The organism is Roseivirga sp. 4D4, from assembly GCF_001747095.1.
Lineage (GTDB): Bacteria > Bacteroidota > Bacteroidia > Cytophagales > Cyclobacteriaceae > Roseivirga.
In genome coordinates this window covers 1,455,757-1,468,911 of sequence record NZ_MDGP01000001.1, presented here as the reverse complement: position 1 = coordinate 1,468,911, position 13,155 = coordinate 1,455,757, and the positions used below count along the sequence as shown (strand labels likewise).

Sequence of the window (13,155 nt, the reverse complement as noted above, 5' to 3'; positions counted from 1 at the left end):
ATAGCGGGATAAGCCGCCCGAAAAAACATACTTAAAACAAGTCTAGTTGAGGTGCCCGTTCGCCTCTCAGTAGCTCTACTACTCTTTGACAATTTGCCTTTGTTGTTGCGCTTGAACATGAGTTGCTTGTGACAACTCGAGCACTGAAAAACTTAATCAATTTTTCAACACCAAAAGCTCGTGCATCCCAGTAGGAAGCAAAGCCAAAATTATCCCAAACAGAGGGTGCATAGCCAAACCCAGAAACGGACGTTTGAGCACTTATTCCTAAAAGCCAATACCCTTTGCTTGTTTCAACAAATTGAAGCTCACCAATACAAGAAGCGACTTGGATAATCACCTCTTTCTTGCGGTTTAATGCCACACCACAATCGTTACATTCAGCGCCCCATAATAGGGCCGCTTCCTTGTGTGCTTCAGGGTTGAAATAGTAACGACTACCAAACTTGGATTTGATACTTTGAATTTCCTTAGATTTGTCAATTTTTGGTGGAGCTGACATTATCTTTCGCACTCCTGATTAATCGTACTTATACTTGGTATATACATTCTGAATTTGTTTCCACCTGAGTGGTTCTTGATCCTCCTCACTATCATCTGCCACTAATTGAGATATCCAGTCTAAAGCTTGGCCAAGAGCTTCTGTAAGCTCATCGTTCGAATACTTTTCCACGACCAAATCTGCTTCCTCAACATTGTAGATTTCCCAAATTCTTGTTCCCTCAATTTCAGTAAAATCACTTTGGCTCATTTGTGAAGCCAGCCTTTCAGCTTCTTTCTCAGAGCATGCCTTGATTGATACTTGTAAGTAGGTGCACATTTCAGCTTTGACTACGTATGTTTTCATTTTTGCTTCCTTTCAATTGGGCTAAAAAAGTGTGAGTTGTTCTGTCGTCTGGTTGCCAAGATTCTTTAGTGATCTATCAAACTCTGGAGTCTGAGGTTTTGGCTTAGGTTTAGGAGCCTCAGTCCAAATCTGAGAATGCTCTTTTTCAATGGGAAGAATGCCCAATCCGAACTTGTTGATTTGCCATCCTCCATACCATTCCATGGACAGACTGTTCATCCATGCAACCTCCCCCTGAAGGCCATTCAAGAAGAAGTTCAGCGTGGCCATTTTTGCGCATGTCTGGCTACTGTCTGCTCCAAAGAAATAATTGCGATGGTTGATTTTGGCTGCACTTAAAAGCATCCGGCCTGAACCGCAAGCTGGGTCAAGAATACGCTGGTCTTCCTTACGCGAATTTTCGAGGGTCATTTGTGCCATCATTTCGCAAACCGGAGTAGGTGTGAAGTATTGGCCGTTCTGACCTTTGGTGATGTGCTCCATAAAGAACTCGCCTAAAACATCGGAGTAGGGATCATCAAGAACATTGAGTTGCAGTATGCCAATAGCTTTGCCTAAATCGTTTAAATTTTCTCGACTGTAAGGTTTGATAGTCTCCATGTAGAGGGCTTCGTTTTGCTCATCTTTTTCCTGTAGTCGGCTCTGAATATTGGTACTATGAAAAGAACATATAGCAATGGTCAAAAGATCATTGAAAGCTCTCGATAGATCATGTCTTCGGCCCAGTTTTTCAAGGGGTTTTGCAAATTCTTTATACTGGTGCTGCATTGCTGGGTGCCTCCATGTAGCCATCAGAAGCCAATGAACAATAGTGATCGGATGTTACGATTAAGTGATCAATTAGTTGAATGCCCAGAACCTTTCCAGAGGCGGCAATTGTATCTGATAATTTGATGTCTGCGTGGCTCGGTTTTAAGTTCCCAGTTGGGTGATTGTGAGCCATTATGATGGCGTGTGACCTACGCTTTAAGGCTGTGGCAAAGATCATGCGTGGATCAACTAAAGCACCTGTCATACCGCCTTTGGAGATAGCGGCAATTGACATTAATTTCATAGAGTTATCTAAGAGCAGAATTTTGACTTCTTCGAGTAAACTGATCTGATCTAGATTCCAGTTCTGTATGAAAATCTCGTAGGCTTGCTCTGGTGTTTTGACGCTAGGGCGATCTTTTGCAAGTGTCTTATTTTTATATATAAGTTGAACTTCTTCAAACTTGGTTGAAAGTCTCTTACTGCTTGGGGTCATGTATTTGTCCTTAAAAGAAAAAGGGAAAGCATGAATGCTTTCCCTATAGTTTGGGTTGAATTATTGCTGATCCAAGGATGCACCGTTTACACTTTGATCTATCTCCAATTGGTTGGAATTGGCTGTTGTCTCAAGCTTTGGTTTTTTTAGGACTACTTTATAGGCAAAGGTTGTCACGCCTGTTTCTTTGTAGCCTTCTACAGTGTCGATGGAACGTGTTGCGTCCTCGCCTTTGAAGTATACCCAGTCACCTTTTTTAAGTTCTTGGGCTACATTAAATGCATCTGTCAGATTGTTAGATACAAGAGCGTTAAAGTAGTTGGTTGTGGTTTTGAGTTCACCACTTTGTGTATCAATGTACTCCTTGTTGGAAGCAATTCTGAACTTAACAAATTTACCATCCTTGATAAGCTCTGCATCTTTGGTTAATCGGCCTGATCTCTGAGTGATATTTGTATCAGCGAACAAGTCTTCTTGAGTTTTGGTTGTTACGGTAGTGTTTTCTGTAGTGTTTGACATGATCTTTTCTCCTTTCGTGTCAGTTGGTGAAATGCACCATCGAAGCCAACCCCGGGGCTGGCTTCTGTGCTGCATTCAGTCTGTGGTGTTGGTTTCTTTTTCCTCATAAAAAGCTTTGGCTTCAGCTATAATTTTTGGCATCTGAAGAAGGGCAAATTTATGAGCTTGGGAAACCGCTTGTTCGGTAACTCGATTGCAGTCTGTAAAGGCTATTTTTGATTTTGAAAAATCTCCGAAAATTACGGTGGATTTTGTGGTGAAGCCTTGACTTTGTTTGTAAACGAAAACATTTGCGCTTGTAGTGATACCCCCTCTATCCTTATAAGTGGCTAGTTCTAAGAAGCGTTTTCCTTCTTCTGTTTCGGCCAATAAAGCTTGGCTTTCAGCCCTCCATGATCCATCGTATGATTTGGTTGTCTTGGTTTCGTAAGTCATAACTTATCCTTTCTAAGTAAGAGTTTTCTTGACGTGCTTGTCATGCGTTCTTGCGCATGACGGGGCGCGCCATGAAAATTGTGGTAGCAATTCGGAAAGTGTTTTGATCGTCAGTCAAATCTTTGGAACCCAGCTTTAGCAGGGCGCATTTATGCGGGCTGATAAATTTTAAAAATAGGACTCTACGACCCGCATTTTTATAAATTTTGAAGGCTTCCGATTTGACTTACAGAGAGGAATACTTTCCATTTCCAGATGTAAAGTGAACAAGCATTGTTCTCCTATTTTCTAGAAACTTGAAAGTGGCTGTCTCTTGCCTGTTCGATACTACGGGCCACCATTGAAATCATATCTACGATATGAGGCTTGCTTCCCGCTAAGAGGTGATCAAGAAGTTGGTTCGCGTAATTGTCACTAGCTAAGTGCCAATCTATTAGGTGCTCACTTGATAGATCTTCGATTTGATCAAAGACACGTGCGGCCTCTGCACAGACTGTCAGTATGGTGTCATCTGAGCCGTATTTCTGTTTATCCATTATTTGAGATATTCTGGTGACATGATCAGGGTTTTTATGCAGATGTGCTGAAAGTTTGGCCGCGATTTCGCCATAATACGCAGTGTTGGTCATGATGTGTTTCCTTGTAAGTTTGATTTAAAATCCGAACTAAGATTATATTCCTAATTCAGTTAACAGTTGTTGGGATTACAGAAGGTTTATGAGGTGGTCAACTGAAAAAGGAATAAATGCCTATCATGGTGTGTCTTTGAGCCAGTTTTGAGTAGAACCCTTGATTTGTAACGCTTTTGCTCATTACTGTGGGGAAGGTGGTATTTGAGTAAACCCCTTCCGGGCATCTTTGAGATGTGAATAATAACCATCTGGCGTAACCACCATGTAGTCAATCAGGGGGATATCCAGAATAAAGCCACCTTCCGATAACTGGTTGATTTGGCCATTATCCAAGTAGGAAGGATCAAACACGCCACCAGGGTAATTCTGAGCAAGGACGATTTGGTGGGCTTTCCTGATAAGCGCTGCCGCATAGATCACTTTGGGGTCAAGTGTGAGGTTGTCTTTGTCCATACCGCCTCTACAGAGGGAGTAAATAGACATTAATCTGCTTGAGCGATCCAATAGCAAAAGTTTGACTTCTTCAATCAGGTCAATTTCACCTTGATCCCAGCTTCTCATTAACTGGTGATAGGCTTCTTGAGGATTGGAAATGTCAGGCCGATCCTTGGCCGGTGTCTTGTGTTGATAGGTGAGTTTAATTTTTTCGAATTGATCTTTAATTGATGGGGACATGGTGGTTACTCCTACTCATTGATTGGTGTGTAGAGGTAGGCAAAGACAGCTCCTTGATCAAGAAAAAAGGAAATAATTCCTATGATAGTATGTAAAGCGGCTGGTTATCTCATGTTTGGCTGAGTTGAGTGCACGCAATTGTATGCAGGATTAGCTTAAAACTATTTCACTCCAGCAAAGAATTCCTGAATAGTTATGCCATGAATTTCTGCAAGCCGTAGCAGGGTGGTCATGTTCAAATTATGGCCAGCCTCAATGCGCCAGATTTGTTTTCTCTGAAAGCCATGGGTATCAGCAAAGGCATCCTGACTGCTAAAACCCGCATCAATCCTGAGTTGTCTGATACGCGCAGCAATTGCCTTAAGCTCTTTGTCATAGCCGTCTTTTTCCATGACCTGAATGTCAGGAAGTCTATAATATTTAAACACGTCATATATGACGGGATGGGTTTTTTCATTACATTTAACCCGTCATATATGACGGGAATAGCTCAATGCGTTAAGAATTTAACGAATTGTGCATCAATTACTTGTCTAATCTAAGCAAATGGTGGTATAAAATACTGCTGAAATAGGACTTTAAATATGAATTCTTTGAAAAAGACATTTGAAAATTCCTCGACCCGAGCTAAAGCTGGCCTCGTGGGTCTTTTTGCTGTGTTCGCTCTTACAGTAGCGAACAGCAACGAACTTCAAGCACAAAACAATGCGCTAGCTTTAAACAATAAAGCCAAAACAGCAGAAGTTGTTAACAACGACAAGCTTACTGCGCCAAGAGTTACAAGAGGCGATGCTGATGCTGCTAGCGATGCCTCAAAGAACAAGAGGTTATCTATTTATGTGACTGGTGGAGACGAGGGCAGAATGAGCGTTGAGGAATATGCGAATGTTTTAGCCAAGTCTTTCGCTGATACACGCTTTACAGATAAGCCGATGAATATTGATGTGAAGTTTCTAAAGACATCAGGCCCAGTGAAGGCCAGCCTATATATGGACGAAAATATATATACGCATGGAAAAACGTACGTATTTACACCTGAGCAAATAGGTGGAGCTATTCAGGTCATAGGAGATCACTTTGTTGCTACATATGGTGATCACTTGGTGATTTTAGGAAAAGTGTCTTCAAATGCAATTGCAGGCATTAACCCACCAGAAAACAACTAAACCTATCCGAACGGATTTGGCGCTTGAGAAGGCTCGTCACTGAACGGGCTTTTTTCTTGTCCATCATTTTCTAAATCAAATGGATTTGAAGCCACTGTATCGTTAGAGGCCGTGTTGAATGGGTCAGTTATGCTTATTTCACCGTCATCTACAATGAACTTTTTTGCTCGCTGGTAAAAATTAGATTGTCCATCATCACTCTCTAGTTCGCTGAGCAACTTATTGAAATTAACGCCTTCAAGCTCAAAGGCACGCCTTTTAATATCCTTAAGTTCTTCTAGATGTTCCCCTGCAATTTCTGTGAGTCCGCGCTCCTTGGCTATTTTATTGTATTCGCCTTCTAATGTTTTAATGTCACTTTTAAGCTTGGCAATCTCAACATCCAGTGTATCTACAGCGGCCTCATTCGCACCTACCGTACTTTGAGCCTTTTGCATGACTTCTTCTGGTGTTGTTTCGTCATTTAAGCCTAATAAAATCCTTAGCTCCGCGATATCACCGTTGGCCATCGCATCCTTGAGCTTCCTATTGTTATCTAGGATGTCTCTGCGCTCTTTTTCTTTTTCTCCTAATTCATCGTATTTCCTATTCAGCTCATCGAGAAGGTCGCCAAGCTCTTTATCAAGCTGGCGTGCGCGCTCAATTAAATCCAAAATCTTTTTGGTTTTAGCGTCCTTTTCTTCTTCAGCACTGTTGCCATAGACATTATCAGGATTGGCGCTGTTGCGCGCCATTAAGCCAACATTTGCACCTTGTTTGGTGTAATTGATAGCATCCTTCTCAAGCTTCTCCGCCTGTTCATGTACCTTGTTTACGGCATCTTTTGTGTGGTCGTCTGACACTGGTTTTATCCCCTTATTAACCAAGCCGCATTGCTTGCGGACATGATTATTCTGACAGGAAAAAATGAAATCAGAGTAAATTATGTAAACTAGTTTTAGATAAATTTTATGGGTATTTGAGGCAATTTTAAGACTTGATTAACCATTAGCAGGGATGATCAAATAAAGTGTGATTTATAAGGGAGTTATGAGTCTTGCCCAAATTGCCAGGCCCTCACGATATAGACCTAAAAGAGAGACCAGACTTCATTGTTTTTCTGGAAGAAGAGAAGGAAAGAACGGGAATAGGGAGCAATTTAATTCGCAAACTCGTACCCAATCTACCTGACAGCCTGACCCGTATTCGATGTCATAATATCTACACACGTAGAATTCGCTTCATCACCCCAGAAGAATATAATTTTTTGGTTAGCGGTTATGCCCAGCTTCCCACTGTAGAGCGCGTTGATTTGACCGAAGAGGTTTTGGTTAAAATAGAAGCTTTAATGGAAGAAAAGCGCGTAGGACCCTCTCAGATATCCAAAGCACTGCCAAGATCATTGGGGTTTAACGTGAATATATTTCGGACATGGATTGTCAGGGAAATAAGGACAGCAGACAAAAGACATTTAAAGGGCGTTATGGATTTTTTGGAAACCTATAGCCCAAAACCGCAAGCACCGAAACCGAAGCCAACACCTCCCAAATTAACGCCTATTACACAGGAATACTTGACCAAGCTTGAGGCAGAAATTGAACGCACGAATGTGACACCGAGCAAGATGGTCAAGATATTGGGCGAAAGTAAATCATTGGCCAGTCGGATCACAAGTTGGCGCAAGGGAGAGAATAAGGAAGCACATCCGCATGTAATGGAATATGTGCTTGAGCTCTATTCAAAACTACCTGATCCTAGGCAGTGGTAGAGCGCAGGGGCGCACCCCACACATGCGCCCCCAGCGCTCTATCTTATCTCCGTCTTGGAAATTTTCAGATGTATGAGCGTTTCAACTAAGGAGTAGAGGCTGTTCTTTATGATACCATCCGGGAGCTTTGCCCATAGCTGTTCTATTGGCTCTGTTTTTTTCGGAGCTTGATAATAACGATCAAAGGGGTTTTCAACTTCAGAGAAGAAATACTCCATTTGTACTTTGAATATTTTAGAAATTGTATTCAACCGACTACTTGAAATACGGTTTACACCTTTCTCATATTTTTGAACCTGTTGCCATGTAATGCCCAGCAAATGACCCAGATCTTCAAGTGTGAATTTATACTGTTCTCTAATTTCTCTTAGTCTTTTACCGACTTCAATATCAATTTCTGATGCTTTACCCTTTTTAGCTGTATTCATGTTTACCCCACATAATGTTACACAGTTGTATTTAAATATGACTGAGTAAATGCACAAGAGAGAATCGCTGTCAACAAAAATGTTTACAAAGTGAATGAATCAGTTTACAAAGTAACTTTTTAGGTATATATGGGCATAAATTATGCTGTTGAGCAATAAACAAGCACGGTCGGCAAGAGTGCATCTGGGTCTTAACCAAGAGAATGTTGGTAAGGCCATTGGGGTGCATAAACAACAACTGTCACGGTTTGAAAAAGGACATCAGGAACTCTCAACCAAGAACCTTAATAAACTGACCAAATTCTTTGAAGAAAGAGGTTTGGAATTTTTAGAGAATAATGGGTTAAGAGAAAAGCATTCCTACGTTAAAAATTATTTGGGTAAGGAAGGTTTTAAGATGTTCATGGATGATGTGTATGAGGTTGCAAGTCATGAAGGCGGGGATATCTGCATATTCAATTCAAAACCTGAGCTTTGGTATGAATGGCTGACAAGAGAATGGTATGAGGATGTGCATGCCGCGCGCATGAAGAAACTTGGCGATAAAATCAGGATTAGGATAATCGTTCAGAAAGATGAGGACTTATTAATCCTGAATAGCGCAGAGCATCGCTATTACCCAAAGGCGCTGCACAATGAGAAAATATTCTATATCTACGGCTCAAACTCGGCTTACCTGAGTTTTGCCAATAACAATGTTGAGATTAGGGTATTCAAGCAAAAAGAGTTTGCTGACATACATAGGGAGTTGTTCGAATTGTCTTGGGATCATAGTGAGCATATAAACTAAGAAAGGAATATGTAGAAAGAGGTTTAGATGACAGACATTAATTCAGTTCTAAGAACGCATTATATGCGCGCTTTGATCGAAAATGTTTGTGGGGGAAATATTGAGATTATTAAAAGGCCAGCGTCTTTCATTGTTAAAAACAAGGATGAGGGTGCGCGGACTATTGAGCGTTTAATTGTACTGCCGCCAAAGGGCTATACTGCGGACACACCAACCCAGACCAATTCTCATGATGAAGCGGAAAGGGCAACTATTGAGATCAAAGGTGGAGTTAGACCGGATAAAAACGGGTTTAGCACCTTAAAGCACTGTCTTTTGGTTGCCTCTTTTAACAAGGAAAGCGGCTTTAGCGATTTGGATAAGCCGTATATGACTTATAGCGCTGATCTTAAGAGCACGCCCGGTCTGTTCACAGAATTTCATTCTGCAGGTGAATCACCATTTACAGTCGTAAAGCCGAATGGCTACGGATTTTATCACAATCTGGTGAATGTAACTGATGATTGGCTTGTTTTGAAACTGAATAAAAGACTTAGACTTCAAAAAGGAGTTGAACTGGACCCGTTTTTAGAAAACCTTACAGATAAGCAGGCCAAAGCAGTAAGCACGCTTCATGATAATATCTTAGCGGACGGGGATGCCTTATTTAAGAAATACCCTGATCTGGTTGATGAGGTCGCGAGCATGCCACCTCAAACCATACTGCCTGCACTGGGTGAAATGCTTTTTGTCTATGATTCGGGGAAGCATGAAGCATGCAGCGTATTTGCTTTGATTTTAAAAATCGGCAAACTCCATATGGATAAAACCAAGGAGTTTTTGACGGATGCTTTAGAAAAAAATGCTATTCCGGCTTATTACGGTGAACAGTTAATTGGAAAACTCATGAAACATAGGCAGGGGCTCGAGTCTTCAGGCGATAGTCCAGAGTTTGGTTAAGTCTATCGGACAACCGCCAGTTACCTGAAAGCGTCTAAATCATACAACCACAAGTTATATCAATGACTTAATTCAAAATTTGTGGTTGATTTTTGTTTTTGGATGCTCTAGGAATCAAAATCAATCGAACATAACTATTTAGGAATGCCCATTTAAAAGTGGTTTTTATCACTGGTGTTTGGGCGGGAGTTTTAGATGAAAAAAGTACTTTTCGGGGTCGTATTCGCAATGACAATTGTTCTGCTTTTGCTTCTTCTTGCAGGCCCAGCCATTTCACCTAAGTCGAAGGATCATTCCACACTTAGTGACGGTACAAAGATTTATCACGATTCCCGATAACTAAATTAATCTCAATCTAACTTTTATCAACGTGGGGGAAAATATGTCTGGTAAAATATACATCACTTCAACTTCAGCGGGAATTGTACCGAACGCTCACACCTATCTAGTGTATGACTTGGACGGTGATCTTAGCACATTTAATGATCAAACTATGATCAATGCCGGGCCTGACAATCAGAACATTTTTGATTGGGGTGATATTTTCATTGATTCGGATTTGGACGTACAAGACCCACTGTCCTTGTATAAAGTTGATACAGATGGAGATGGAGTTGTCGATAACGATCCTTTAACAGACTATAATTATACTGAGCTTGATTTAGGTGGTGCATCGGCAGCGCTTAAATGGTCTGACATGGTAGCATTTGCTAACCAACTAGCTCTTTCTGACCCAATCTCTTACAATCCTATAGGGGCGAATAGTAATTCAATCACAAGCTCTGTTTTGGCAAAAATAGGGCTGGATTTTGAGTTTAATACACCTCATGAAGACGGTACAGGTGCAGCGTTTTCGGCATCGAATTACCCAGGCTACAATATTCTGTTTAGCGGCATAGAAGGAGATGTTCTGCATGGCTATGGCGGTGATGATACTATCACTGATGTTGGGGGCGGTAATGACACATTTTTTGGTGATGAAGGTGATGATGAGCTTTACGGGGAAGATGGAAACGACACGCTCAATGGCGGCACAGGCGATGATGAATTGTTCGGTGGTGCAGACAATGATACCCTTAATGGTGGCTTAGGTACAGACCTTCTGGAGGGTGGTACGGGTGATGATGAATATATCTTTAATGTGGGTCATGGTCAGGATGAGATTGATGATAGTGCAGGAACAAATGACACCATCACCATTGGGGCAGGGATATCCGTTGCTGATGTTGATTTTACGCAGTTAGGGCTTGACCTAAAAATCACGTTTGATGGCTCTACTGATGAAATTCTAATCAAAGACCATCTGTCAACGGGTAAAATTGAAAACATTCAGTTTGAAGACGAATTAATCTCTAATCCTTCTGCTGGTGCCTACAACGTGGTCAATGGCACGAGTGGAAATAACTTCTTCCTCAATGGTAGCACTGGCAAGGATATTATCAATGGTTTCCAAGGAGATGATAAGCTTTATGGTGACGATGGAGATGACATTTTAAATGGTGGTGATGGGTTTGATCAGCTTTATGGTGGTGCAGGTAATGACATTCTGCGAGGTGGCACCGATAATAAACAAAACTGGTTTAATGATGGATATGGAGATGATGAATCCTATGGTGGCGCGGGGTCTGACGTATTCATAGTGGCTCCTGGGTCTGATTATTATGATGGTGGTGCTGGGTTTGACAGTTTTACCGCTGATGATCAAAATGCAACGACTATTGCGCGTGGACTTCTTCCTTTACTGAATGGTATCAACGTTGATCTTTCTCAAGGACTAATCATTGATGATGGGTACGGCACCTCTGACACTGTAGTAAGCGTTCGGGACGTAACCGGGTCAAGCTTTAGCGATACATTAACAGCCACGAGTGTTGCATCATCAGGTAATTTTGGATCGCGCTTCTTCGCGCGTGGTGGAGATGACACATTAAATGGAAACATTCGCAATGACCAATTAAGCGGTGAGGCAGGAAATGATGTGCTATACGGTGCTGGCGGCAATGATTCCCTCAGTGGTGGCACGGGGAATGATGAATTCATTTTTAATTCCGGTGATGGACAGGATTTCCTTGTTGATGAAGATGGTAATGATTTCATCAGACTTGGGGCAGGGATCACGCAGAGTGACATCACATTAACGCAGGTTGGCGATGATTTGGAAATTACTTTTGCGAATAACGCATCTGATAAAATCACGGTGTTCAAGCATTATGATACGAGCTTTCCTTGGGCGATTGAAAAAATCGTCTTCAATGATAATTCAGAAATGGCTTTGGTTGGCCCAGTGCCGATCCAAGGTACAAGCGGAGATGATACGCTTGTTGGAACAACAGGTGATGACCTGTTCGAAGGCAGTCTTGGCAATGACAGTATTGATGGCCTTGGCGGTATAGATACGGTGTCCTATGCCTCTGCGGCAAATGCTGTTATCGCGAATTTGAATAACGGTACAGTGACCGGAAGCGGGACTGACACTTTAAGCAATATCGAGAACCTTGAAGGCTCTGATTACAACGACACGATATTTGGCAGTAGCGGATCAAACGAGCTATTTGGTGGCGCTGGTAACGACAACCTAAAAAGCTATGCCGGGGACGATATTGCCTTTGGTGGTGAAGGTGCTGATAAGGTTTACGGACATGGTGGCAACGACATTCTTTATGGTGATGGTGATGGCACAGAAACTTATGCAGGTGGCAATGATACGCTTTATGGCAGTTCCGGTAATGACACGCTTTATGGCGGTGGCGGTAATGATGATCTGAGAGGTGAACTAGATCATGACACCATTTATGGCGGTGATGGCAACGACAGAATATATGGTGAGAAGTCAGGCAATACAAGCTGGATCGGTCACGACTTCCTCTATGGAGAAGGGGGCAATGATACTATCTACGGTAATAGTGGTGATGATTATCTATCTGGTGGAACTGGTGATGATGGGTTGCATGGTGATGCAGGTAATGACACGCTTGAAGGTGGGGATGGTAACGACAACCTAAAAGGTGGAGCTGGCAATGATATTTTGCGTGGCCAGGATGGGAACGACATTCTCTTTGGCGGTGCTGGTGATGACACATTAGATGGTGGTGCAGGTACGGACATTGCCGATTTCGGTAGCTCTAACGCTGCTGTGACTGTCAATCTGATCAATGGTACGGCCACAGGTGAAGGCACGGACACTTTAACGAATATTGAAGGTGTCTACGGTAGTGACTTCAATGATACTATTACTGGAAATAGCAGTGATAACGACCTAAGAGGCGAGGCCGGAAACGATGTAATCAACGGAGAAGCTGGTAATGATAATTTACGCGGTGGCGCAGGAAATGACTTCATTACGGGCGGTGCAGGGAATGATGAGCTTCGCGGTGATGGTGGTGCGGATACCTTTATTTTTGAAGCAGGCACTTCTTTTGGATTTACTGATATCATCCGATCATTTGAAACCTCTCAAAATGATGCGATTGATATTGCCGATCTTCTTATGGGTTATGATCCCTTAACTGATCTAATCACAGACTTTGTAGAAATTACCGATAACGGTACAGATTCAACATTGAAGGTTGATAGTGATGGTGGTGCGGATAATTTCGTTGCAATCGCTGAAATCTATGGCGTAACAGGTTGGACGGATGAAGCTGCGTTAGAAACAGCGGGTACATTGATTACGGTTTAGCGAAGTTAAAACTCTATACCTCAGACTTACACTGATGAGTTCAATAAAAAAG

General features: G+C 42.1%; 16 protein-coding genes. 5 read left to right on the top strand and 11 right to left on the bottom strand.

Annotated elements, in window-relative coordinates; translation table 11 throughout:
- Positions 1-31 precede the first annotated feature (31 nt).
- The 9 genes from BFP97_RS06425 to BFP97_RS06385 all read right to left on the bottom strand — a co-directional run bounded on the left by BFP97_RS06425 (position 32) and on the right by BFP97_RS06385 (position 4,746).
- Positions 32-502, bottom strand: coding sequence for a hypothetical protein (locus BFP97_RS06425; protein WP_069841621.1), 471 nt, complete (start codon positions 500-502; stop codon positions 32-34).
- An 18-nt stretch (positions 503-520) separates the two neighbouring features.
- Positions 521-847 carry a hypothetical protein gene (locus tag BFP97_RS06420; RefSeq protein ID WP_069841620.1) on the bottom strand — a complete coding sequence of 109 codons (327 nt, stop codon included), beginning with the start codon at positions 845-847 and terminating at the stop codon, positions 521-523.
- 21 nt (positions 848-868) lie between these two features.
- On the bottom strand, positions 869-1,615 hold the full coding sequence (locus BFP97_RS06415) for an N-6 DNA methylase (protein WP_069841619.1): 747 nt from the start codon (positions 1,613-1,615) through the stop codon (positions 869-871).
- Positions 1,599-2,093, bottom strand: a complete 495-nt coding sequence (locus BFP97_RS06410; protein ID WP_069841618.1) for a JAB domain-containing protein — start codon at positions 2,091-2,093, stop codon at positions 1,599-1,601. The genes BFP97_RS06415 and BFP97_RS06410 overlap by 17 nt, the downstream gene beginning before the upstream one ends.
- A gap of 60 nt (positions 2,094-2,153) precedes the next feature.
- Positions 2,154-2,612 (bottom strand): single-stranded DNA-binding protein, encoded by a 459-nt coding sequence (locus BFP97_RS06405; RefSeq protein ID WP_170827419.1) that lies wholly within the window; start codon positions 2,610-2,612, stop codon positions 2,154-2,156.
- Positions 2,613-2,687: 75 nt separating this feature from the next.
- Positions 2,688-3,047 (bottom strand): hypothetical protein, encoded by a 360-nt coding sequence (locus BFP97_RS06400; RefSeq protein ID WP_069841616.1) that lies wholly within the window; start codon positions 3,045-3,047, stop codon positions 2,688-2,690.
- Between the two features lie 281 nt (positions 3,048-3,328).
- Positions 3,329-3,676 carry a hypothetical protein gene (locus BFP97_RS06395; RefSeq protein WP_069841615.1) on the bottom strand — a complete coding sequence of 116 codons (348 nt, stop codon included), beginning with the start codon at positions 3,674-3,676 and terminating at the stop codon, positions 3,329-3,331.
- A gap of 183 nt (positions 3,677-3,859) precedes the next feature.
- Positions 3,860-4,354 carry a JAB domain-containing protein gene (locus BFP97_RS06390; RefSeq protein ID WP_069841614.1) on the bottom strand — a complete coding sequence of 165 codons (495 nt, stop codon included), beginning with the start codon at positions 4,352-4,354 and terminating at the stop codon, positions 3,860-3,862.
- Positions 4,355-4,515: 161 nt separating this feature from the next.
- Positions 4,516-4,746 (bottom strand): helix-turn-helix domain-containing protein, encoded by a 231-nt coding sequence (locus BFP97_RS06385; RefSeq protein ID WP_069841613.1) that lies wholly within the window; start codon positions 4,744-4,746, stop codon positions 4,516-4,518.
- Between the two features lie 201 nt (positions 4,747-4,947).
- Between BFP97_RS06385 and BFP97_RS06380 the strand changes: the two genes are divergently transcribed.
- Positions 4,948-5,520 (top strand): hypothetical protein, encoded by a 573-nt coding sequence (locus tag BFP97_RS06380; RefSeq protein ID WP_139135208.1) that lies wholly within the window; start codon positions 4,948-4,950, stop codon positions 5,518-5,520.
- A gap of 2 nt (positions 5,521-5,522) precedes the next feature.
- Here BFP97_RS06380 and BFP97_RS06375 read toward each other — a convergent pair whose 3' ends face one another.
- Positions 5,523-6,362 (bottom strand): hypothetical protein, encoded by an 840-nt coding sequence (locus BFP97_RS06375; RefSeq protein WP_069841611.1) that lies wholly within the window; start codon positions 6,360-6,362, stop codon positions 5,523-5,525.
- A 203-nt stretch (positions 6,363-6,565) separates the two neighbouring features.
- Here BFP97_RS06375 and BFP97_RS06370 point away from each other — a divergent pair, with 203 nt between their 5' ends.
- On the top strand, positions 6,566-7,267 hold the full coding sequence (locus tag BFP97_RS06370; protein ID WP_139135207.1) for a hypothetical protein: 702 nt from the start codon (positions 6,566-6,568) through the stop codon (positions 7,265-7,267).
- A gap of 38 nt (positions 7,268-7,305) precedes the next feature.
- Here BFP97_RS06370 and BFP97_RS06365 read toward each other — a convergent pair whose 3' ends face one another.
- Complete coding sequence (locus BFP97_RS06365) at positions 7,306-7,695, bottom strand: helix-turn-helix domain-containing protein (RefSeq protein WP_069841609.1); 390 nt, start codon at positions 7,693-7,695, stop codon at positions 7,306-7,308.
- A gap of 148 nt (positions 7,696-7,843) precedes the next feature.
- Here BFP97_RS06365 and BFP97_RS06360 point away from each other — a divergent pair, with 148 nt between their 5' ends.
- The 3 genes from BFP97_RS06360 to BFP97_RS20875 all read left to right on the top strand — a co-directional run bounded on the left by BFP97_RS06360 (position 7,844) and on the right by BFP97_RS20875 (position 13,103).
- Positions 7,844-8,485: a helix-turn-helix domain-containing protein gene (locus BFP97_RS06360; RefSeq protein WP_170827418.1), complete on the top strand. Its 642-nt coding sequence runs from the start codon at positions 7,844-7,846 to the stop codon at positions 8,483-8,485.
- A gap of 27 nt (positions 8,486-8,512) precedes the next feature.
- Entirely contained in the window at positions 8,513-9,424 is a 912-nt protein-coding gene (locus tag BFP97_RS06355) for a hypothetical protein (RefSeq protein ID WP_139135206.1), read from the top strand.
- A gap of 382 nt (positions 9,425-9,806) precedes the next feature.
- Complete coding sequence (locus tag BFP97_RS20875; RefSeq protein WP_069841606.1) at positions 9,807-13,103, top strand: calcium-binding protein; 3,297 nt, start codon at positions 9,807-9,809, stop codon at positions 13,101-13,103.
- Positions 13,104-13,155: the final 52 nt, after the last annotated feature.